General features: G+C 60.8%; 12 protein-coding genes and 1 pseudogene. 8 read left to right on the top strand and 5 right to left on the bottom strand.

What is annotated here, in order from left to right:
* Both VFE81_RS05675 and irlR read right to left on the bottom strand, forming a co-directional pair.
* A pseudogene (locus VFE81_RS05675) lies at positions 1–505 on the bottom strand (two-component sensor histidine kinase); the annotation flags it as partial.
* An 8-nt stretch (positions 506–513) separates the two neighbouring features.
* Positions 514–1197, bottom strand: coding sequence for a heavy metal response regulator transcription factor IrlR (gene irlR, locus VFE81_RS05670; protein ID WP_325043653.1), 684 nt, complete (start codon positions 1195–1197; stop codon positions 514–516).
* 1182 nt (positions 1198–2379) lie between these two features.
* Between irlR and VFE81_RS05665 the strand changes: the two genes are divergently transcribed.
* A complete protein-coding gene (locus VFE81_RS05665) occupies positions 2380–2769 on the top strand; it encodes a DUF4148 domain-containing protein (RefSeq protein WP_325043652.1) in 390 nt (129 codons plus the stop codon).
* Positions 2770–2842: 73 nt separating this feature from the next.
* Here the strand turns inward: VFE81_RS05665 and VFE81_RS05660 are convergent, their stop codons facing one another.
* Positions 2843–4267 (bottom strand): NAD(P)/FAD-dependent oxidoreductase, encoded by a 1425-nt coding sequence (locus VFE81_RS05660; protein WP_325043651.1) that lies wholly within the window; start codon positions 4265–4267, stop codon positions 2843–2845.
* 155 nt (positions 4268–4422) lie between these two features.
* Between VFE81_RS05660 and VFE81_RS05655 the strand changes: the two genes are divergently transcribed.
* From VFE81_RS05655 to VFE81_RS05645, 3 genes are all read left to right on the top strand, one after another.
* Positions 4423–5379, top strand: coding sequence for a LysR family transcriptional regulator (locus VFE81_RS05655; RefSeq protein WP_325043650.1), 957 nt, complete (start codon positions 4423–4425; stop codon positions 5377–5379).
* A gap of 282 nt (positions 5380–5661) precedes the next feature.
* On the top strand, positions 5662–7284 hold the full coding sequence (locus VFE81_RS05650) for a purine-cytosine permease family protein (RefSeq protein ID WP_325043649.1): 1623 nt from the start codon (positions 5662–5664) through the stop codon (positions 7282–7284).
* Between the two features lie 112 nt (positions 7285–7396).
* Positions 7397–8788 (top strand): FAD-dependent oxidoreductase, encoded by a 1392-nt coding sequence (locus tag VFE81_RS05645; RefSeq protein WP_325043648.1) that lies wholly within the window; start codon positions 7397–7399, stop codon positions 8786–8788.
* Between the two features lie 158 nt (positions 8789–8946).
* On the opposite strand, the gene VFE81_RS05640 is transcribed toward VFE81_RS05645, so the two are convergent.
* On the bottom strand, positions 8947–9318 hold the full coding sequence (locus tag VFE81_RS05640) for a cupin domain-containing protein (protein WP_325043647.1): 372 nt from the start codon (positions 9316–9318) through the stop codon (positions 8947–8949).
* 227 nt (positions 9319–9545) lie between these two features.
* Here VFE81_RS05640 and VFE81_RS05635 point away from each other — a divergent pair, with 227 nt between their 5' ends.
* Positions 9546–10982 (top strand): aldehyde dehydrogenase family protein, encoded by a 1437-nt coding sequence (locus tag VFE81_RS05635; protein WP_325043656.1) that lies wholly within the window; start codon positions 9546–9548, stop codon positions 10980–10982.
* A 227-nt stretch (positions 10983–11209) separates the two neighbouring features.
* Positions 11210–11668, top strand: coding sequence for a hypothetical protein (locus VFE81_RS05630; RefSeq protein ID WP_325043646.1), 459 nt, complete (start codon positions 11210–11212; stop codon positions 11666–11668).
* Between the two features lie 297 nt (positions 11669–11965).
* Here VFE81_RS05630 and VFE81_RS05625 read toward each other — a convergent pair whose 3' ends face one another.
* Positions 11966–12916 carry a LysR substrate-binding domain-containing protein gene (locus tag VFE81_RS05625; RefSeq protein ID WP_325043655.1) on the bottom strand — a complete coding sequence of 317 codons (951 nt, stop codon included), beginning with the start codon at positions 12914–12916 and terminating at the stop codon, positions 11966–11968.
* A gap of 127 nt (positions 12917–13043) precedes the next feature.
* Here VFE81_RS05625 and VFE81_RS05620 point away from each other — a divergent pair, with 127 nt between their 5' ends.
* Together VFE81_RS05620 and VFE81_RS05615 are read left to right on the top strand one after the other, a co-directional pair.
* A complete protein-coding gene (locus tag VFE81_RS05620) occupies positions 13044–14207 on the top strand; it encodes a M20 aminoacylase family protein (RefSeq protein ID WP_325043654.1) in 1164 nt (387 codons plus the stop codon).
* A gap of 164 nt (positions 14208–14371) precedes the next feature.
* Positions 14372–15724, top strand: a complete 1353-nt coding sequence (locus tag VFE81_RS05615; protein ID WP_325043645.1) for an MFS transporter — start codon at positions 14372–14374, stop codon at positions 15722–15724.
* Positions 15725–16230 lie beyond the last annotated feature (506 nt).

Here is a 16230-nt window from a genome sequence, read left to right as displayed (position 1 = left end):
CGTCGTATTGCACGACCACACGCACGCGCGTGCCGGATAGGCCGCCGAGCGGCGCCATGGCGACCAGAAAACGCATTGGCCCACCTTCCGGCTTCACCTGTATCGGGGCAAGCCCAGCGTGCGCCGCCAGCGACTCAGCGTTCGGCCAGTAGCCGTTGGTGCGGGCGAGCGGCGCGCCGCGCGCATCGAACAATGCGATATCGAGATTCTGGTGACCATGCAGATGGTCGTACCAGATTTGACGATCGGCGCGGACCGAGTCGAGTCCGGACATCGTGTGCAGACTCAGTTGCAAGGCGGTGAGCGTCGCCGTCATTTCTCGCGCCGAGGTCGAGTCGAGACGCGTCTTAAGGCCGTGATACAGCAACACGCCGTTGAATACGAGCAATAAAGAGGTCGATACCGCGAACAGGATCGAGAGCCGTGCCCTCAAGGTGCGCGGCATGAGTAGCGCGAGCGGCTTCACGAGCCATAGCGCCACCGGTGCAAGGATAGAGCGGAGCAAACGCCATCTCATCGTGGCGCGCCGCTGCGTTCTTCGAGCACGTACCCCATGCCGCGCACCGTGTGGATCAGCTTCGGTTCGTAGTTGTCGTCGACCTTTGCGCGTACGCGCCGGATTGCAGCATCGACCACGTTGGTGTCGCTGTCGAAATTCATGTCCCACACCTGCGAGGCGATGGTCGAGCGCGGCAGGATTTCACCGTGGCGGCGCATCAGCAGCCATAACAGCGCAAATTCCTTGGCAGTCAAAAGGATCGTATTGCCTTGACGTGTGGCCTTGCGGCGCGTCAGATCGAGCGCCAGATCTGAGACGTGTAGCGAGGCGGTGTCGCGCGCACGGCCGCGCCGCAAGATGGAGCGGACGCGTGCCAGTAATTCCGCAAAGTCGAAGGGTTTGATCAGGTAATCGTCGCCACCCATTTCGAGGCCACGCACCTTGTCGTCCAGGTCGTCGCGTGCGGTGAGCAGCAACACCGGCGTGGAACGTATTTGGCGCAGATTTTTCAGCACGGTCCAGCCGTCCTGTCCGGGCAGCATCACGTCGAGAATGATCAAGTCGTAGTCTTCGGTCAGCGCCAGATGCTGACCGGTTACGCCGTCTTCCACCCAATCGGCAACAAACCCCGCTTCTGTCAGACCCTTTCGGAGGTAGGTACCGGTTTTCGCTTCGTCTTCGACGATCAGAATTCGCATGGTCTTTCTCCTGGTGACGCCCGCCGCGCCGCGCGAACGGTGGGTATGCGGGAGCCGGGCGGGTAACGCCGCGCTTAGCGCCGTGTGCGGCGCTGTGCTCGAGCGAGCGGGTGCGCCCTCTGTGATGCCGCGCGCGGATTAACGTCGGTGGTATCGAGCCGTATGCATTGGCCTCCCCGATAGAGGCAGCATCGATGCGTGATGAGGTTCAGGTTGAAGCGCGTGAATCCGGCTATCGGGATTGAATTTGCCGATGCGGTTGCGCGGATACGGATGAATTCACCGTGGACTGCCAACGGTACGATCGACGAAAGGAGGATCGGCTGGAAATCTGTTTTCATATAGTAAGGCATGCATAGGAACGCTACCGAATCGGCGACTATTTTTGAGACGAATGGTCGCCGAAATCTGATAGGAACATTTTTCATGGCCTCCTGAACATATGTACTACTTATACCATGACGTGATTAAAAATTACTTTCATTGCATGAGTCGAAAGAGGTGGTTGATTGGCGAGCCTGCCTCGTGTCGGACAGGCTGTTGAACGTGTCAGTGTGCGGTTGGGTGCTTGTTGCATCCGCTGCGCGCGCGGGCTTCGCTGGAAGTGGCGGGCGCTGCTGAAGAGCGCCGCGGTTCACAGCGGTCATTTGTGCCTGTGCCACGCCGGGACGTTAGTTTTGGCGAGTTGCGCTGCATTGCGGAAAAAAGTTCGAGCGATAGCAAGCCGTGCGTGAGCGACGGACTGCTCCGATTCAGTGACGTTCCGCTTGCGGAGAAAGGCGATGAGCCGCCGTTGAACAGGTGAGTAGGCTGGCTTAGCCAGAACGCGAGCGAGCCAATCGCGATGGCCACCAGACTTGCCGCCAGAGAGAGTGTCTCGACTTTGCATGTGAAAAGCCGTGTCCTGAGATTCGACACACATGTTCGTACGGTCGAAGCTCGCATTGCCACGCATCGCATTGGTTGAACAGGTCGCATGAGATTCCGGTTCAAGGTCGAGAACGCCATCGTATGAATGCGTCGCCGACATCACGATGAAAACAACATGACAATTCCGTCATGTAGCGCTTAAGCGCACATCGCGCCGATACCAGGCGTGGATGACGGATTTGTCATGCGACGCTCACGTTTGTGCAGCAGGCCACGGCTAGCATGGAAGCTCAGTCAAACGGAGAACCGAACATGCGAAATGCAATGTGGTTGGCAGGATTCGCGCTGAGTTGCGCCTGTGTGAGTGCGGCGGTGGCCGTCGACACTATTCCGTTGCGCGAACCCACACCGGGGCCTTATGAGTTCTATAAATCGCACGAGCCGGTGTTGCAGAAGCCACAGGTGCAGGGCCTGCGCGGTCCCGCAGCACCGGGGCTTCAACAGGCTTCGCAAATGGGGCTGGCGCCGCAAGTGGCTCAGGTCCCTCAGGTGACGCAGGGAAAAACACGCGACGAGGTAAAGCGCGAACTTGCTGCCGCGCGCGCATGGGGCTGTATGGATGTGCCTGACAGCCAGTACCCGCAGCCGTGTGCGGCGCCCAGCAGCACGCGCGCGATGGCGGACGCTTTTCAGACCGAGTAGCGCGGCATGCAGGCCGTGATGCGCACGAGCCGAATCCCGGGCGGGGTTCGGCTCGTGCGCTATTCGAAAGTTGTCAATGCAGCCGGATCACCGGATGCACGCGTCTGCGCAGCCAGTGGCTAGCCGAATCCAGCGCCATGCGCGCGAAGCCTGTCAACGTCATCACGTGGCGGCGATAGATGAGCTTGTAGACGACGGTCGCCAGCCAGCCGTCGACGAACACCGGCTGCGTCAGCAAGCTGTTGCTCAGACTGCCTATAGTGCCTTCGCGGCCGAAGCCGACCAAGGTGCCGGCGTCGCGATAGACGAACTCCGGTAAGGGCTCGCCCGCTATCCTGCACTTCAGCGCACGCGCCAGAAATAGTGCCTGCTGATGCGCGACCTGAGCGCGCGGCGCCAGAAACGCGTCAGCGTTTTCAGAAGAAGGGCAGGCGGCGCAATCGCCGAGTCCAAATATATTCGCGTCGTTCGTGCATTGCAGCGTGCGGTTCACTTGCACCTGTGCATTGCGATTCACCGCGATGCCGTCCAGCGTGCGCAACACCGGCGGCCCTGCGATGCCGGCGGTCCAGATGGCGATGTCGCTGGCGAGCGGTGCGCCTTCATTGGTCAGCACGAAATCGGCGCGTACTTCGGTGACGCGCGTTGCGTTCAACACGTGGACTCCGAGACTGCCGAGCATCTTCTGCGCGCGCGCCGAAATCGTTTCGGACAAGGCGGGCAACACGCGCTCGCTGCTTTCGATCAGACGGATGCGGAAGTCGCGCACGGGATCGAGTGAGAACGGGCTGTAGCGGTTCAGGAGACGCACCGTGTCGCGCAACGCAGCGGCGAGTTCAACGCCGGTCGCGCCCGCGCCGATGATGTTGATCGACACCGGTGTGTTCGCTTGCGCGGTCCGCGCACGGCGCGCATGGTTCGCACGCAAACAGGCGTCGAGCAGCTTGCGGCGAAACGCTTCCGCATGCGCGACCGATTCGAGCGGCAACGCGTGTTCGGCCGCCCCGGGCACACCAAAATATTGCGTGACGCTGCCCATTGCCAGCACCAGCGTATCGAATGCAAGCTGCCGTGACGGCAGGATTTCGCGGCCGTCGGCGTCGTGGAGCGCATTCAGCGTGATGTGGCGGTTCGTACGATCGAGTGCGGCAAGTTCGCCCTGTTCGAATTCGAAGCCATGCCGTTGCGCCTGCACCGCGTATTGCAGTTGATGCGTGGCGGGATCGAGTTGGCCCGACGCGGCTTCATGCAGCAGGGGCTTCCAGAAATGTGTCGGCCAACGATCTACCAGCACGATCTGCGCGAGACCGGCGCGGCCGAGCGTTTCCGAGAGCCGCGTCGCGAGCCCAAGGCCGCCGACTCCGCCGCCGACGATCACGACGCGATGCGTTGCCGTCGCTGCGTGCGCCGCTTGTGCCACTTTCAACCCTTCTGCCGTGTACAGCCTGTGCTGCGTGCGTTGCGCATCAGAGGTTGTTTGTTGATCGCTTGCGGCCATGATCCATATCCTCCTGAAGTTATGCGTGCTGAGCCGGTGAAAGCGTTTTCGGGCTATACCCGGTATTCATCGGCCTCATCTGTCAGGGTCAGTATAGAATCGGCGGAAACCGCAGCACAATTTAATGTTTATACAGAACATATAGGTTTTCACTTATGTTAAAAGCCGCCACGTTCCGTCAATTGAAAACCTTGCATACGATCGCGAAGCTCGGCAGCGTGTCGCGTGCGGCCGAAGAATTGAAGCTCACGCAGCCGGCGGTGTCGCTTCAGGTGCGTCTGCTCGAAGAGGCTGCGGGCGCGCCGCTGTTGCAGCGGGTGGGTCGTGGCGTGCAATTGACCGCAGCGGGCGAAATCCTCGCGCGCTATGCGCTGGAAATCCTCGATCTATGGAACGGCGCGGCGGATGATCTCGCCGCGTTGCAAGGCGAGCAGGGCGGCACGCTGCGTATCGGCGCGATCACTACGGCTGAATATCTGATCCCGCCGTTTCTGGTGCGCTTCACCGAGTTGCGCCCGCAAGTGAAGGTGCAGCTCAAGGTCGGCAATCGTGCCGACATCATCCGCATGCTGGCCACGCACGAAATCGATCTTGCGGTAATGGGCAGCGCGCCGCGTGAATTACGCACGGTGGCCACCGCATTTGCGAAGCATCCGATGGCGTTCGTTGCCTCGCCTGCCCATGCGCTGATGAAGAAAAAGCGCCTGTCGTTGGATGATCTGCAAACGGCGAATCTGTTCGTGCGGGAACGGGGTTCGGGCACGCGCTCGACTGTCGAAAATCTGTTTCGACTCGCGGGCCACAAACTGCATATCGGTTCCGAGCTATCGAGCAACGAGGCGATCAAGCAACTGGTCGAGGCGGGTCTGGGCATCGCGTTTCTGTCGCTGCACGCGTGCTCGCTGGAATTTCAGGCCGGCTTGCTGGCGTTGTTGCCTTTGCCCGCCAATCCGATCGAGCGCGACTGGTACGTGATGCATGTGTCCGATAAACGCCTGCCGCATGTCGCCGGCCTGTTCCGCGATTTTCTGATCGAGCATGGCATGTCCGGCGCGGTGCCGATGCCGCTGCCCACCGTCGCCGCGGCGAAGCGGCGACGTCAGGCGCGATAGGCTTGCCCGCTTTGACGCGCGGATTCTCGCTATTCGCTTCGACGTTTGCGCTTTGCAAGGCTTGAGGGAAGTCCCCGTACAGCCTTTCGCTACATCCACGAAGCCTTATGGGGCGGGCATTTCAGGTTACATCGCCCGCGATCGAAGTAAAGGTTGGGCGGGCGATATTTTTGCCCGCGCCGATTGTCTTTACAGTGACGTCCAGACATCAGAGAAAAGTGGACGCCGCATCCCTGTGGCGAGCCATCGTGATTGACCTGGCCGTTACAGGAGTCGGAGACAATGAGCAGTAACAGCATTACCCAAGTCGAAACGTTCGGTTTTGAACGCATCCCGGATCGCTCGCGTTATGCGCGGCCGATCGATCTGTTCCGCTTGCTGTTCGGCGGTTGCAACACGTTTTCCACGTCGGTGCTCGGCAGTTTTCCGGTGCTGCTCGGTTTGTCGTTCAAGGCAGGCGTTTATTCGATCGTGCTCGGCGTGGTGATCGGTTCGTGCATCCTTGCGCCGATGGGCCTGTTCGGTCCGCGCAACGGCACGAGCGATCCGGTTTCTTCTGGTGCGCATTTCGGTATTCATGGCCGGATCGTCGGCTCCTTTCTTGCGGTGTTGACCGCGGTCGCGTTCTTCTCGCTGGCGGTGTGGAGTTCGGGCGACGCGCTGGTGGGCGGCGCGAATCATCTGCTCGGCCTGCCGGTCAACTGGATGACGCTGAGCTTCGCGTACGGTCTCTTTGCGGTGCTGGTGCTGACCGTCTGCGTCTACGGTTTCCGCTTCATGCTATGGGTCAACAAGATCGCCGTGTGGGCGGCGAGTCTGCTGTTCGTGGTCGGCATTGCGGCGTTCGCCGGGCCGTTCAATAGCGCGTACGCCGGCAAGGTGGCACTCGGCTCAGTGGGTTTCTGGCCGGCGTTCGTGAGTGCCGTGCTGGTTGCAATGAGCAATCCGGTGTCGTTCGCCTGCACGCTCGGCGACTGGGCCCGCTATATTCCACAGAACACGCCGAAGAAGCGCACGATTCTCGCGGTGATGCTCGCGCAACTGGCCACCTTCGTGCCGTTCTTCTTCGGTCTGGCTACCGCAACGATTATCGCCAGCAAGGCGCCGGATTTCATCGCGTCGAATAACTACGTGGGCGGTCTGTTGGCGATCTCGCCGAACTGGTTCTTTCTGCCGGTGTGCCTGATTGCGATCATCGGCGGGATGTCGACGGGAACGACTGCGCTCTACGGCACCGGGCTCGATATGTCGAGCATGTTCCCCAGGTTTCTGAACCGCGTGCGTGCCACGCTGCTGATCGGCAGCCTCGCAATTGGCTTCATTTTTCTTGGCCGCTTCGCATTCAATCTGGTTGAGAGCGTGTCGACGTTCTCCGTGCTGATCAATGTCTGCAGTTGCCCGTGGATGGTGATCATGATCATCGGCTTCGTGACGCGGCGCGGTTTCTATCTGTCGGACGATCTGCAGGTGTTCAATCGCGGCGGCCGTGGCGGTCACTACTGGTTCACGCACGGCTGGAACTGGCGCGCAATGGGCGCGTGGATTCCGAGCGCGGTGGTGGGCCTGTGCTTCGTCAATCTGCCGGATCAGTTCGTCGGTCCGCTCGGGCAGCTCGCCGGTGGTCTCGACATCAGCATGCCGGTTTCGCTGACACTTGCCTGCGCGTTGTACATCGCGTTGCTGCAGTGCTTTCCTGAAGCGGACGGCGTGTATGGGCCGCTTGGCCGTCGTTGGTTGCGGAGCGGTTCGCAACGCAATGTGATCGTGCATCCGGTGGTGCCGGCGACTAAGCTTAAAGCTGGCGGTCTGCAAATGGAGGCACAAACGAAGTCGCAACCGGTGTCGCAACAGCAGCAGCGCGCCGTACAACGCGAAGAAGCGCTGGACGCGCAGGACGCCGGTTGATTCGTGCAGGTCGAGGTCGTCGGGTCAGGTGCGGTCAGGCCGCACAGAAGCTGCACAGAAGCAACAGTCACGCAGTAAATGCAATGGTATTCAAGTTGAGTAGGCAAACAAGATGAGCGAGTCAGTAAAGCGCGCGTTTGAAGGTGTAAAGCTGTTTCCGTTCTGGCTGGACAATCCGCGCGCACCGGCTGTCGAACGGGAATTGATCGGTCCGACTTCCGCGGATCTGGTGGTGGTCGGCGGTGGCTTTACCGGCTTGTGGGCCGCGATTCAGGCGAAAGAAGCGGACCCGTCGCTCGACGTCGTGCTGGTCGAAGCGGGGAAGGTAGCCTACGGCGCGTCGGGCCGTCCGGGCGGGATCATTTCCACTTCGGTGATGCATGGTCTGCCGAACGCGACGCGGGTTTTTCCGCAAGACCTCGACGTGCTGGAAAAGCTGGGCCAGGAGAATCTCGACGGCTTCAAGGAGTCGTTGACGCGTTACGGCATTGAAGCGGATGTCGAATGGAATGGCGAGATGACGGTTGCCGTCGATCCGGGCCACCTCGATCATCTCAAGGGCGATTACGAGTTGCACGTGGCGCATGGGCACGATGTGGTGCTGCTCGACAGCAAGGGCGCCCGCGAACAACTCGATTCGCCGCTGTTCGCGGGCGCGATGTGGTCGCGCAACCGCAGCGGCACGATTCATCCGGCGAAACTCGCATGGGGCCTGAAAGCGGCCGCGCTGAAACTCGGGGTGCGTTTGCATGAACACTCGCCGATCACGCGGATGGAAGATCGCGGCGCGACGATGATCGTACACACGCAATCAGGCCGCATCGAAACGCCGCGCGTGCTGCTCGGCACCGGCACGGCGGATGTGGGCGTAACGGACATCAAGCGCCGCGTGATGCAGGTGCGCGATCACATCATCGCGACGGCGCCTTTGAGCGACGAGCAGATGGCGCGCATCGGCTGGAACAATCGCCAGGGCATCTACGATACGCGTACGCAGCTCAATTATTTTCGTCTCACCAAAGACAACCGGATCATCTTCGGCGGCCGTGTGAGCTATCACTTCGGCGGCGATCCGAATCCGGCTGCGGATCGTGACGAAAGCACTTACTACAAGCTCGCCGAAGCGTTCTATCGCACGTTCCCGCAACTGGACGACGTGCGCTTCACGCATGCATGGGGCGGTCCGATCGACTACTGCTCACGCGGTGCGGTGTTCGCGCGCCGCTATCACGGCGGCAAGAGCGTGTTCGTTGCGGGCTATACGGGCTTTGGCGTGGCGGGCAGCCGCTTCGGTGCGAAGATGGGCCTCGACATGTTGTGGAATCGCGATACGCTGATTACATCGCTGGATATTTCGCGCAAAGAGCCCTCGTACATTCCACCGGAACCGCTGCGCTGGATCGCCGCGAAGATCACCTTCAACGCATTCGACGGCGCCGACGATCGCGGCGGCTGGCGGCGTCTCTGGATCAATTCGATCAAGGCGCTGGGCTTCCCGATGTAGTGGCGGATGGCGTCGCGAGCTTGCATACGAGTTTGTTTATGCGTTTGGCGGTTTTTTATTCATTGCCGCCAGAATAAAAAAACCGCACCTTAAGGGGTACCGCACCTTACGGTGCGGGGGTGCGGTTCTTGATGAGCAACGGTGTGATGCAGTATGAATCAGCCGCAGTACACGATGCTGTACTTCTTGGTCGCCACCGGCATATGCCACGTGCCCGAGAAGCCCTTGTGCAGGATGAAGGCGTCGCCGGCGGCATAACGGTCGCTGCGGCCGTCGTCGCTGGTGATGACGACTTCGCCTTCGATCAGCACACAGACTTCGTGGATCGGCAGGTCGGCCAGCTTCAGTGTGCCCGCATCGCATTGCCACACGCCCGCGGACAGCATGTTGGTCGCATCGGAGAAGGCGTTGAGGGCGTGCGGTGCCCTGGCGCCGTCCAGAATGACGTCGGCGGGGTCGTGCAGGGCAGGGTTCAGGCCGGAAGCGCCAGGGCCTTTAGCGTCGATGCGGGTGAAAGTGATGGTGCTCATGTGTCTCTCCTGGTTAATGTGATTCGATGGTGATTCGATGACGAGGGATTCGATGACGAAATCGAAGCAGAACCGGAGTCTGAGCCAAAGCTGCGTAGCGATGAATTTCGATTTGAAGACATTCAGATTGAGCGGCGTCGATGTAAGGCATTCGATACCGCTCTCGGGCGCGATTTGCGGCCCACCGTCTGACCTAACACATTCATGTAAAGGACTAAGCCATGCAACTGCAACACGCCAGGCAGTTTTATATCGACGGCCAATGGGTCGACCCGCAAGACCCGGCCAACTCCGCCACGCTCGACGTGATCGATCCGTCCACGGGCACAGCGTTCGCGCAGATTTCACTCGGCAGCGCGGCCGATGTCGACCGCGCCGTGGCGGCTGCGAAGCGCGCCTTTCCTGCCTATAGCGAGACGACGATCGCGCAGCGAATCGATTTGCTGCAAGTGATCCTCGACGTCTACCGCAAGCGCTACGACGACATGGTGCATGCGATCAGCCGCGAGATGGGCGCGCCGCTGCAATATGCGAACGACGCGCAGGCGTGGACGGGCGTCGCGCATCTGGAGACGATGATCCGCACGCTTGACACGTTTGAATTTGAGTACGTGAAGAGCAGTGTTCTGATCCGCAAGGAAGCGGTCGGTGTGTGCGGGCTGATTACGCCGTGGAACTGGCCGGCCTTGCAGATTGCCACCAAGGTCGTGCCCGCGCTCGCGGCCGGCTGCACGATGGTGCTCAAGCCTTCGGAACTGGCGCCTCTCTCCGGCATCATCTTCGCCGAGATCCTCGACGAAGCGGGTGTGCCGGCCGGCGTGTTCAACCTCGTCAATGGCGAAGGCGCCACGGTGGGCGAGGCGATGTCGCGTCATCCGGACATCGACATGATGTCGTTCACCGGTTCGACGCGTGCGGGCGTGCAGGTCGCGAAGGCTGCGGCGGATACCGTCAAGCGTGTCCATCAGGAACTGGGCGGAAAATCGGCCAACCTGATTCTCGAAGATGCCGATCTGAAGCAGGCCGTGATGCGCGGTGCGCGTGCGTGTTTCGACAACAGCGGCCAGTCGTGCGATGCGCCCACGCGCATGTTCGTGCCGCGCGCACGCCTCCCCGAGGCATTGGCATACGCGAAGGAAGCAGCTGAAGCATTGGTCGTCGGCCCCGCGGATGCCAAGGGCATCGATCTTGGGCCTGTCATCAGCGAGCAGCAGTTCGACAAGATCCAGCGATTGATCGGCGTGGGTGTTGAAGAGGGCGCCACGCTGGTGGCCGGCGGCCCGGGCCGTCCTGAAGGATTGAAGGAGGGTTACTTCGTGCGTCCGACGGTTTTCGGCAACGTCACGCCGAACATGACGATCGCGCGTGAAGAGATTTTCGGGCCGGTGCTGTCGATCCTCGGCTACGACTCCGAAGACGAAGCGATCGCGATGGCCAACGACAGCCTCTACGGTCTCGCGGGCTATGTGCAATCCGCGTCGATCGAGCACGCGCATGCGGTGGCGAAGCGCCTGCGTACCGGCACGATCTATCTGAACTACGCGGACTACAGTCCCGATGCGCCGTTCGGTGGCTTCAAGCAATCGGGTAATGGCCGCGAGTACGGCGAGTTCGGTCTCGAGGACTTTCTGGAGATCAAGGGTGTGGTCGGCTATGCGGATTGAGGCTGCGTGACGGCCGGTTGCCGCTGCACCTCAGTGATGTAGCTCAATGATGTAATTCAGTGATGTAATTCAGTGATGCACCCAAGCCGCGCAAGCATAACGAAAGTTATGCGGGCGGTGAGGGGCATCACCGCGACGGTAGCTTTCCGATGGCCGTTCCGAACCTGCGAGGGCCTGTTGAGGGCGACTATAATCCTCTCCGGAATTCGCAATCGGATATTCAACCTGTGAAAACAACTATCGCTATTACGCTTGCCGCGCTTGTCCTGGGTGGCTGCATGTCCGCCGAAAAGCAGGAGGCAGAGGCGCGTGACTTTACCCGCTCCGAGAGCCTGCTCGATACCGCGCAGCGTAACGCCTCTGTTGCATGCGCGGATCAGATGCAGTGCGACAAGGCCTGGTCGCTCACGAAAGACTACGTGGCGGCGCATTCGTCCACATCGATCGTTCGCGCGGATGCGGCAGCGATCGAGACCGACGTTCCGAGCCGCTCGGGCAAGGCGGTCTATTCCGCCACGCGCGTGGCCAAGGGCAGCGGGGCGACGATCACGCTGTATGCGCAATGCCGTGGCATGTATGGTCAGGATCGCGCAATGGGCTCTGACTACGATGATTGCGTCAAGCAAATCGGTCCGGCGCAAAACGGCTTCGTGCCGTTTCTGAACCAGCATCTATCCAGCCAGTAACCAGTAACGGGGCAGCATTCAGGCCGCTGGGTGACGCGACATCATCCGTTCGAATGCATTGGCATCGTTCTGTACGCAAGGCGCCACCTGCACGTCCGGCAGCCTGTCGAGCAGGCTTACGGTACGGTGCCGTTGGGTTCGCGTGACGGCGGCGGCGCTGCGCCGATGTGCCTGGCATCGGTGTGTCGTAGTCGGTGTTGTTGTCAGGCGGAGTCTGCTTCATGGTCGGCATGGAGTGGGAGCGGGGCTGCGCGCCGCTGCGCACTCGAAGCATAGTGGGCATGCATGCGATTCAGCTTACAGCAGCAGTTCGATCGAATGAAACAGGCGGCGCAATTCGGGGTCTTGCGAGCGCGCGCCTTCGTCGATCACTTCACGCAAACAATCGAGAAAACACGTGGCCGCCGGACTTGTCGGCGCACCGCGGCGTGAGGTGATGCTGACGATGGTTTCATCCACGGTTTCGCGCAACGGCAGCGCCCACAGATTTTCCTTCGCAATGCTCACCTCGACGAGCGGCCACGGAAAAATACTGAGCATGTCCGTCCGCGCGAGAAGGCCGAGCACAACCGCGAGCGAATGCGCGAGATGGATCGTGTGCGGTACCTTCATGCCACGCTTGCGGAACAGATTGTCCGAAATCGACTCGCGGCTTGCCGGGTCCCAGTTCAATACCCATTCGGCGTCTTCCAGTTCGAGCAGCGTGCGGCAACCCGCTTTCGGATGATCGCGCCGCGCCACCACTGCCGAATGCGTTGAAAACAGCGGGACGTTGTGAAATTCCGATTGCGGCGAAGCAGGCGGAGGACGGCCAATCGAAAAATCGAGGCTGCCGTCGCGCAAGCGCGGTTGCACGACCGCCAGCAGACCCTCGAAGAATTCCAGTTGGACTTCCGGCATGCGCTGCCGGAAGCGCTGCACCGTCGGCGGCAGAAACGTCAGCGCGACCCAGGGCGTGACGCCAATCGACAGTTTGCCGGCCGCCGCGCCGCGCATCGCTTCAATCTCCGCTTCCGCGCGTTGCAACTGGCCGAGCACCAGCCGCGCATGCACGACCAGCGCGCGCCCGAAATCGGTGAACGCAACGCCGCTCGCGCCACGCACCAGCAACGGTGCGTGCAGATCCGCCTCCAGTTCGCGCATTGCTTTGGTCACGGCGGCCGGCGAAAGCTCAAGCGAACGGGCAGCAGCCCGGATACTGCCGGTATCCGCGATGGCCGCTAAAGTGCTGAGTTGATGCAACTTCATCTGGAAAACCCGTAGAAAGGTGGCAACCACTGGTTGCTGCCGCAACGATTCTACGCCTGCCGCTGGAAAATCGGCGTCGCTATGCTGGGTCCACGCATTCATAGACGGAGACGACATCGTGAACACCATGGCTATCCCGGCGGGCATCGCCGAACTCGAAGACGAAATGATCGCACTGCGCCATCGCATCCATGCGCAGCCGGAGCTTGCCTACGAAGAGTTCGCTACTGGTGATCTGGTCGCCGAGCGCTTGCAGGAGTGGGGCTACACGGTGCATCGCGGGCTGGGTCAAACCGGTGTTGTTGGTCAATTGAAAGTTGGCGGTGGCGCGCGCAAACTCGGCCTGCGCGCCGACATGGACGCATTGCCGATCCACGAAACGACCGGTCTGCCGTATGCGAGCACGGTGCCCGGCAAGATGCACGCATGCGGCCACGACGGCCACACGGCGATGCTGCTGGCCGCCGCCAAGCATCTGGCGCAGGAAAAGAATTTCGACGGTACGTTGAATCTGATTTTCCAACCCGCCGAAGAAGGCCAGGCCGGCGCGAAAAAGATGCTCGAAGACGGCCTGTTCGACACGTTTCCGTGCGACGCCGTTTTCGCCATGCACAACATGCCGGGCTTTCCGACGGGCAAGTTGGGTTTTTTGCCGGGCTCGTTCATGGCGTCGTCCGACACGGTGATCATCAAGGTGACCGGTCGGGGCGGTCACGGCGCAGTGCCGCATAAGGCCGTCGATCCGGTGGTGGTGTGCGCGCAGATCGTGCTGGCGTTGCAGACCATCGTCTCGCGCAATATCGCACCGCTCGATATGGCGATCATCACGGTTGGCGCGATTCACGCGGGCGAAGCCCCGAACGTAATTCCCGAGACCGCGGAGATGCGCTTGTCCGTGCGCGCGTTGAAGCCTGAGGTTCGCGACCATTTGCAGGAGCGCATCACGGCGGTTGCGTGCGGGCAGGCGGCCGTGTTCGGCGCGCGGGCTCATGTGGATTATCAGCGCCGCTATCCGGTGCTCGTCAACGATGCGGAAATGACCGGTCTTGCCCGGCAAGTGGCGCTCGACTGGCTCGGCGAAGATGGCTTGATTGCCGGCATGCAACCGCTGACCGGCAGTGAGGATTTCGCGTTCCTGCTCGAGCGTTGCCCCGGCAGCTATCTGATCATCGGCAATGGTGACGGCGAGGGCGGCTGCATGGTCCACAACCCGGGTTACGACTTCAACGACGATTGCCTCGCGACCGGCGCGGCATATTGGGTGCGGCTCGCGCAGACGTTTCTTGTCTGAGGCAGGCGGCCTCGGATCGGACTGACGTCGTGCAAGGCTCCGAAGGTCACGAAGGCCATCGGGGCCTTCAAGGCCGTGTGCGGAACAGTCAGGCCGCGCATCGCTTTCAGGCGCACCAAGCCGTAGAGCCGCGCATCAGCAGGAAGGACACCATGGAGACAAAGATGGACTATTCCGCTACACCGCAACCCGCAGGCGCCGACGCGTTGAACATGCAGAACGTGCAGACAACGCATACCGGGCGCGCGAGCCACGCCAAGGCGATTGCTGCGATCACGCTCGGCAACGGCCTCGAGTTTTTCGATTTCACGATCTACAGTTTCTTCGCGACGATCATTGGCAAGCTGTATTTCCCGGTGGAAGGGCAGCTCGCGCAACTCATGCTGGCAGTCGGCACGTTCGGCGTGGGATTCATCATGCGTCCAGTGGGCGGTATTTTCCTTGGCGGCTATGCTGACCGCGCCGGCCGCAAGGCGGCGATGAGTCTCACGCTGTGGCTGATGACGCTCGGCTCCGCGATCATCGCGTTTGCGCCGACTTACGCGGCGATTGGCGTGGCCGCGCCGCTGCTGGTGATTCTTGCACGGCTGATTCAGGGATTTGCGCTGGGCGGCGAGATCGGTGCATCGACATCGTTGCTGCTTGAATATGGCAGCGACAAGACGCGTGGATTCTACGGAAGCTGGCAGTTTGTGAGTCAGGGATTGAACACCGTTTGCGGGTCACTGCTGGGCGTTGCGCTGGCGGCGGCGCTGTCCACGGCTGCGTTGGAGAGCTGGGGCTGGCGCGTGCCGTTTGTGATCGGCATGGCGATGGGGCCGATTGGGATTTATATCCGGCGTCACCTGAATGAGACCTTGCCGGGCGTTGAAGATGGCAAGGGTGGAGCGGAGCAGGTGCCGGTTGCGCAGCCGGTGCGCAAGTTGTTTCGCGAGCATTCGCGTGTCATTACGACGGGCGTATTGACGACGATTGGGGGCACGGCGGCGAACTATATCGTGCTGTTTTATCTGTCCACCTACGCGATACGGATTCTGCATTTGCCGATGTCGTCGGCGCTGTGGGCCGCGTGGACCGCGGCGGTGGTGACGGTGATCTGTTCGCCTTTTGCAGGGGCGTTGTCCGATCGTGTCGGACGTAAGCGGGTGTTGTGGGTGTCTCGTGTCTTGCTGATTGTTGCCGTGTACCCGGCTTTCATGATCATCAATGCGTCGCCGACGGTGCCTGTTCTGTTATCTGTCGTCGCCGTGCTAGCTGTTTTTGTCGCGTTTACCGCGGTGCCCAATATCGTCATGTTGCCGGAGATGTTTCCGCGCGCGATTCGCGCTACCGGGATGTCGATTGTTTATTGTCTGGGTGTTTCTATTTTTGGTGGGTTTGCGCAGTTTTTTGCGACCTGGTTGATTCAGGTTTCTGGGAGTAATCTGGCTCCTGCCTGGTATTTGATCGGGTGTGGGCTTGTGTCGTTGTTGCCGTTGCCGTTTATGCGGGAGACTGCTGGGAAGCCTATTGATTAAAGGGGGGTTTCTTGCGGGACGCTTTGGGTGGGTGTTTGCCTGCGGCGGTTGGGATTTTCGTGGTTTGGTTGCCTGCGCGGCGCTTTAATGTCTGTGGTTTTTTGGTTTTGGCCTTTCCTTGTTTTCTTATTGGTTTATTAGCGTCGCCCCTGTGCGGGGCGGCACCTACTTCTCTTTGCCGCCGCAAAGAGAAGTAGGCAAGAGAAAGCGGCTCAAACCGCTAACTCTTAAGCGGGTCCCTCGCGCAGTGGCGGCAGTGGTGCATCTGGAATCTGTGCTCTCGCACATTCGGCGTGAGTGACAAGGCAGTCATGCTTCCGGCGGCGCTGCGCGCGCCGAAGCGGACTTCATAAAATCGCCCGCTGCGTTTTACGTCGCCGCTTTTTCCCCAGTGCCGTCGCTCGCCGTTGTACCGTCACTGCAACTGCAACTGCAACTGCAACTGCAACTGCAACTGCAACTGCAACTGCAACTGCAACTGCAACTGCAACTGCAACTGCAACTGC

This window comes from Paraburkholderia sp., from assembly GCF_035656215.1.
Lineage (GTDB): Bacteria > Pseudomonadota > Gammaproteobacteria > Burkholderiales > Burkholderiaceae > Paraburkholderia.
The sequence above is the reverse complement of the archived record's forward strand: the minus strand, read 5'-3'. Positions and strand labels throughout refer to the sequence as shown.